The following is a 4,962-nucleotide window of genomic DNA, read 5'->3' as shown; positions in this document are numbered from 1 at the left end:
ATCCGAGCCACCTTCAGCCACGCGGCGTTCCTGCAGACGATCCGAACCACCTTCAGCCACACGGCGTTCCTGCAGACGATCCGAGCCACCTTCAGCCACACGGCGTTCCTGCAGACGATCCGAGCCACCTTCAGCCACGCGGCGTTCCAGCAAACGATCAGAACCACCTTCAGCCAAACGGCTTTCAATCAACTTGTCCGAGCCGCCTTCAGCGACCAGGGTGTGAGCGGGTGTTGCTGCAAAAGCGTTAACTGCAAGAACCGAGAAAGCGATGCCGAGGATGGTTTGGCGTTTCATGATCGTGTGCTCCGGGGTGTATTGGGTTGGTATGGAGCTGATGTTACGCCGCGGATTTTTTATGAGAACTTCATTGACGTGATGGTGACTATCGACGCCAGCGATGTATGCCGCAACCCCTGATTTAAAGCTTCGGCGCCCGAATGCACAGCTCTCCGGTGGCACGGATCAGAGCCAGATCATGCAGTGCATCGTGGGTCAGACCTTGCCGGGCCTTGGCCAGCCAGACCGGGCAACTCGGGTCGTGGCGATGCGGCGCGAAGTCGGCGTACTGGCGCAGCAGGCGGGTTTGCAACTCGTCCAGGCGCGGACGAATCTGCTTCGCCAGATCCGGTCGCGGGGTGTCCGGCGCCGCCCCGGCCGCTTGCCATTGTGCGAGCAATCCGTACTGCACCAGTTTGTTCGCCTCCATCTGCGCGGCGATCAACTGAGCCACGTCTTCGGGGTCGAGCTGATGTTCGGTCGCCAGTGTGCGGGCATTGGCAATGACCTGCGCTTCGCGCGGGCTGTCCTGAATCGGCTTGCCGCTGTCCCATTTGGTCAGTGCCACCAGATCGCCGATGTTCAGGCGTTCGTTCAAGGTTGCCAGCAAGGGACGCAACGATTCGGTGGGAGCAGTGGCTTCGGCGGCGCCAGCCATGTGGCTGAAAACAACCAGCAGGGAACAGGTCAGGGCATTTCGCAACGGGGTCATGGGCGGGTGCGTTCCACGGAAAATAGTGCCGACATTTAAGCCTTGCGCAGAGGCGCTGTCGACCGACTTTATCCGCCATCTAGCGTAGTATCCAACGCATCTCCCACCCCGAGACGGATCCTCAATGCAAACCCCTGGCACCCGCAAACCGCTCTGGCAAACCTACCTGTTGTTCCTCGCGCCGATGGTGCTGTCCAATTTCCTGCAATCGATGTCGGGCACGGTCAACAGCATCTACATCGGGCAGATGCTCGGGACACAGGCGTTGGCGGCGGTGTCGGGGATGTTCCCGATCATCTTTTTCTTCATCGCGCTGGTGATCGGTCTGGGCGCGGGGGCCGGGGTCTTGATCGGCCAGGCGTGGGGCGCACGTGAGGCGCACATGGTCAAGGCGATCACCGGGGCGACGCTGTTGTTGGGGGTGTTGATCGGCTTGCTCGCCGCGGTGCTGGGCAGTGTCTTTGCGCGGCAGGCGTTGCAGGGGCTGGGGACGCCGGCGGATGTGCTGGACGACGCGGTGGCGTATGCGCACGTGATGATGTGGATTCTGCCGTCGATGCTGGTGTTTGTGCTGTTCACGCAATTGCTGCGCGGGGTCAGCGACACCGTATCGCCATTGTTGGCGCTGATGGTATCGACCTCGGTCGGGCTGGCGCTGACCCCGGCGCTGATTCGTGGCTGGTTCGGTTTGCCCCAGTTGGGCATCCAGAGCGCGGCCTTCGCCGGTCTGGCTGGCAACCTGTCGGCCATGGCGTGGCTGGCCTGGCGGTTGATTCGCAACAACCATCCGCTGGCGCCGGACCGTGAGTTCTTCGCGGCACTGCGGCTGGACAGGGCGATTCTGGGCAAAGTGCTGCGCATCGGCCTGCCGACCGGGGTGCAGATGATCGTGTTGTCGCTGTCGGAGCTGGTGATTCTGGCGCTGGTCAACCAGCACGGCTCGCAGGCGACGGCGGCGTATGGCGCGGTGACGCAGATCGTCAACTACGTGCAGTTTCCGGCGCTGTCGATTGCCATCACCGCCTCGATCCTTGGCGCCCAGGCCATCGGTGCCGGGCACCTGCAGCGCCTGGCCGCGATCCTGCGCACCGGGCTGTTGATCAACGTGTGCCTGACCGGTGGCTTGATCGTGCTCGGTTACCTGTTATCGCACTGGTTGCTGGGACTGTTCCTGACCGAAGAATCGACCCGGGCGATGGCTGAGCACTTGCTGCACATCATGTTATGGAGCCTGCTGGTGTTTGGCTTCCAGGCGATCATCGGCGGCATCATGCGCGCCAGTGGCACGGTGCTGGTGCCGGTGGCAATCGCCATTGTCTGCGTGGTCGGCGTGCAGCTGCCGGCGGCTTACTGGCTGGACGGGCAGTACGGTTTGCAAGGCGTTTGGATGGCGTTTCCGGTGGCGTATCTGGGCATGCTGGTGTTGCAGACGCTGTATTACAGACTGGTCTGGCAACATCAGAAGATCGAGCGGCTGGTCTGAGCCTGAGCCACACCGGCGGACAGATGACATGGCACAACTGCCGGTTGTTTGCTTAAGTCAATCGAGGCCTCGAAGGTTTGCCCTGTCCGGAGAATCCCATGCGTGTCCGATTCACCGCTGCGGCACTGTTTACCGGCCTGTGCGTCATGACCTGCGCGCAGGCCGCTGAATACAATCGCGTCAACACTACCGCCAGCAAGATCAGCTTCATTTACAAGCAATTCGGCGACCAGGTTTATGGCACCTTCGGCAAGTTCGACGCGACACTGCAGTTCGACAGCGACAACCTCGCCAACGCCCACACTACGTTGCACATCGACCTGGCCAGCATCAATGCCGGCAGCGACGACGCCAATACCGAGCTGGTGAAACCGGCGTGGTTCGATACCCAGCGCTTTCCAGAGGCGGTGTTCGTATCCAGCCGTTTTACCCGCGTGGCGAACAACCGCTATCTGGTCGCCGGTCTGCTCACCGTCAAAGGCATTACACGCGAGGTGCAGGTGCCGGTCGAGCTGAAGCCGGAGAGCGCAATCGGCATTTTCGACGGCGAGCTGGTGCTCAAGCGCAGCGAATTCGGGCTCGGAGCGGGGGAGTGGGCGGATACCGTGGTGTCCAACGACATTGCCATTTCCTTCAAGGTGGTGGCGCCACAGCAGTGACGCCAGCCTTTCAGGTCAGTAGGCGCGCCAGTGCCCTGGCACCCAGCGCCATTCATGGCCACCCCAGCGGTAATGACCGGCGACCCAGTGATAGCCCGGCGCAGGCATCACCGGCACCACTTCCACCGGCGGCGGTGGCCGGTGCGGACGGACCGGTTCGATGACGCAACCGGACAGAGTGATCGCCACCAGTGCGGCGGCGAGCAAGGCTTTAACGCTTCTGGACATGGGTTGTTCCTTGTAGAAGAAGTGTGCAGGTCGACGGCCAATCAGCGCACCCAGCGCCCTTCAACCCAGAACCAGTTCGGCCCGCGTGCCTGCCAGTGCCCCGGCCGCCAGTGCGCACCATGACGCACCGGTTGCCAGTGGCCGGGCATCCACACGTAACCGCGTCCTTCCCAGCGCCAGTGGCCCTGATCCCAGACATACCCGGGACGCGCGCCGGGCATCACTTCCATGCGCATCGGCGGTGGGGCTTGCTGGACGATCACCACCTGCTGGGCAAACGCTGGCGCACTGGCCAGCGCCGCCAGCGTCATCGGCACCAGCAGCAGGGTTTTTCGCCATTTGAACAGTGAACGCAACACGCTCATGACAACTCCTCAAGGCCTGCGTGAAAAGTGAACGCAGCTGAAGAATTGGACGCCAAATCGGCGAAAAATCCGCTTTACGGAGGATGAAATTTTCTTCAGGTCAAACGCGAGCTTCCCTGTAGGAGCTGCCGCAGGCTGCGATCTTTTGATCTTGCTTCTATAAAGCCAAAAGATCGCAGCCTTCGGCAGCTCCTACACAGAGCAAGCGTCGGGACAGGGTATGATGGCGCGGTTTTTCGCCGGAGTTCACCCGCCATGTCACGTATCACCCACTACAAAACCCCATGCCCCGAAAGCGTCAACAGCCAGATTCTGCAACTGGTGGTCGATTACCTCACCGACATCAGCGCGGTCGGTCTTGGCCCGAGCAATCTGCTGTACAACGTCTATCAATACGCGGTCGGCTATGAGGTGCATCTGTATCTGGAAGCGCTGAACGGCGAGAAGGGCACCGAGGTGGAATTGCTGGTGGCGACCGCCGAGGACGATCCGGAGCAGGTCACCGGTTTCCTCTTGTACCTGCCGGTGCAAGGCGATTGGGAAGCGTGCAGCGTCGCCTACATGGCCGTGCGTGAAGGCTATCGGCGCCAAGGCGTGGCGCGGGCGATGATCGGCGAGATGGTCAGCCGTTACCCGCATGCCGAACTGACCTGCAGTGTTGGCAAGGTGCCGTATTTCGAAGCGCTGGGGTTCGAGGTGATCGGCGCTCGCGAAACCCAGGTGCTGATGAGCACCCGGCATTACCGCAGCAACGGCCTGCGCGGTTTTATCGACACCACACCGATCTACCGCTCGCTGGAAGTGCAGCAGATCCACACCTACCTGCTGCAGAAGAACGGCAAGCGCGCGATGCTCGATGCCGAGAAGCAGCGCGACCGGCATCTCGATCAGGTCACCCGGCACACTGAAGAATTCGTGCGCCAGCGGCTGACGCTGCACTGAGTCAGCGGCAAAAAGCGGACAAAAAAAGAGCCTCAAGGCTCTTTGATGGGGAGAAGTAGAGCCCATGAGGCTCAAGCTGCGCATGAAACAGGGAACGGGCTTGATTTGGGGTTCAGAACACCCGATCCCTACACAGGCGCTCAGGAGTGAAGCGCCTGCGTACCTTCATCATGGGAATGCGCGGGGGCTGACTCAAGTACCGCGTGTCGAAATCCTGATAGAGCGCCGAGCGGATGATGACGTGGTCGTTGAGCACCGCTGACTCCCTCTGTGGGAGCTGCGGCACGCTGCGAT

At 61.5% G+C, this 4,962-nt stretch carries 8 protein-coding genes; 3 read left to right on the top strand and 5 right to left on the bottom strand.

All coding sequences use genetic code 11. The annotated features are described in order from the left end of the window. Both OC71_RS26050 and OC71_RS26045 read right to left on the bottom strand, forming a co-directional pair. On the bottom strand, positions 1–297 hold a 297-nt coding region (locus tag OC71_RS26050; protein WP_041074798.1), incomplete at its 3' end, for a hypothetical protein. 124 nt (positions 298–421) lie between these two features. Further along, entirely contained in the window at positions 422–991 is a 570-nt protein-coding gene (locus tag OC71_RS26045; protein ID WP_041074796.1) for a chorismate mutase, read from the bottom strand. 124 nt (positions 992–1,115) lie between these two features. On the opposite strand from OC71_RS26045, the gene OC71_RS26040 reads away from it, so the two are divergent. Continuing rightward, complete coding sequence (locus OC71_RS26040; protein WP_041074794.1) at positions 1,116–2,474, top strand: MATE family efflux transporter; 1,359 nt, start codon at positions 1,116–1,118, stop codon at positions 2,472–2,474. 98 nt (positions 2,475–2,572) lie between these two features. Continuing rightward, complete coding sequence (locus OC71_RS26035) at positions 2,573–3,133, top strand: YceI family protein (RefSeq protein ID WP_041074792.1); 561 nt, start codon at positions 2,573–2,575, stop codon at positions 3,131–3,133. 15 nt (positions 3,134–3,148) lie between these two features. Here the strand turns inward: OC71_RS26035 and OC71_RS26030 are convergent, their stop codons facing one another. Together OC71_RS26030 and OC71_RS26025 are read right to left on the bottom strand one after the other, a co-directional pair. Continuing rightward, positions 3,149–3,361 carry a YXWGXW repeat-containing protein gene (locus tag OC71_RS26030; protein WP_041074790.1) on the bottom strand — a complete coding sequence of 71 codons (213 nt, stop codon included), beginning with the start codon at positions 3,359–3,361 and terminating at the stop codon, positions 3,149–3,151. Positions 3,362–3,402: 41 nt separating this feature from the next. After that, the gene (locus tag OC71_RS26025; protein WP_041074788.1) at positions 3,403–3,726 is read right to left on the bottom strand and encodes a YXWGXW repeat-containing protein; all 324 of its coding nucleotides are present in this window, start codon (positions 3,724–3,726) and stop codon (positions 3,403–3,405) included. Positions 3,727–3,981: 255 nt separating this feature from the next. Here OC71_RS26025 and OC71_RS26020 point away from each other — a divergent pair, with 255 nt between their 5' ends. Next, positions 3,982–4,668, top strand: a complete 687-nt coding sequence (locus OC71_RS26020; RefSeq protein WP_041074786.1) for a GNAT family N-acetyltransferase — start codon at positions 3,982–3,984, stop codon at positions 4,666–4,668. A gap of 112 nt (positions 4,669–4,780) precedes the next feature. Here the strand turns inward: OC71_RS26020 and OC71_RS28430 are convergent. After that, positions 4,781–4,962 (bottom strand): hypothetical protein (locus OC71_RS28430; RefSeq protein ID WP_041074784.1); only part of this gene is annotated, 182 nt, incomplete at its 5' end.

This window comes from Pseudomonas sp. W15Feb9B (genome assembly GCF_000828175.1).
In the GTDB taxonomy this organism is placed as follows: domain Bacteria; phylum Pseudomonadota; class Gammaproteobacteria; order Pseudomonadales; family Pseudomonadaceae; genus Aquipseudomonas; species Aquipseudomonas parakoreensis.
The sequence above is the reverse complement of the archived record's forward strand: the minus strand, read 5'-3'. Positions and strand labels throughout refer to the sequence as shown.

Coding starts and splice junctions, on each gene's coding strand:
- OC71_RS26045 (WP_041074796.1), bottom strand. CDS start 991: ATGACCCCGTTGCGAAATGCCCTGACCTGTTCCCTGCTGGTTGTTTTC.
- OC71_RS26040 (WP_041074794.1), top strand. CDS start 1,116: ATGCAAACCCCTGGCACCCGCAAACCGCTCTGGCAAACCTACCTGTTG.
- OC71_RS26035 (WP_041074792.1), top strand. CDS start 2,573: ATGCGTGTCCGATTCACCGCTGCGGCACTGTTTACCGGCCTGTGCGTC.
- OC71_RS26030 (WP_041074790.1), bottom strand. CDS start 3,361: ATGTCCAGAAGCGTTAAAGCCTTGCTCGCCGCCGCACTGGTGGCGATC.
- OC71_RS26025 (WP_041074788.1), bottom strand. CDS start 3,726: ATGAGCGTGTTGCGTTCACTGTTCAAATGGCGAAAAACCCTGCTGCTG.
- OC71_RS26020 (WP_041074786.1), top strand. CDS start 3,982: ATGTCACGTATCACCCACTACAAAACCCCATGCCCCGAAAGCGTCAAC.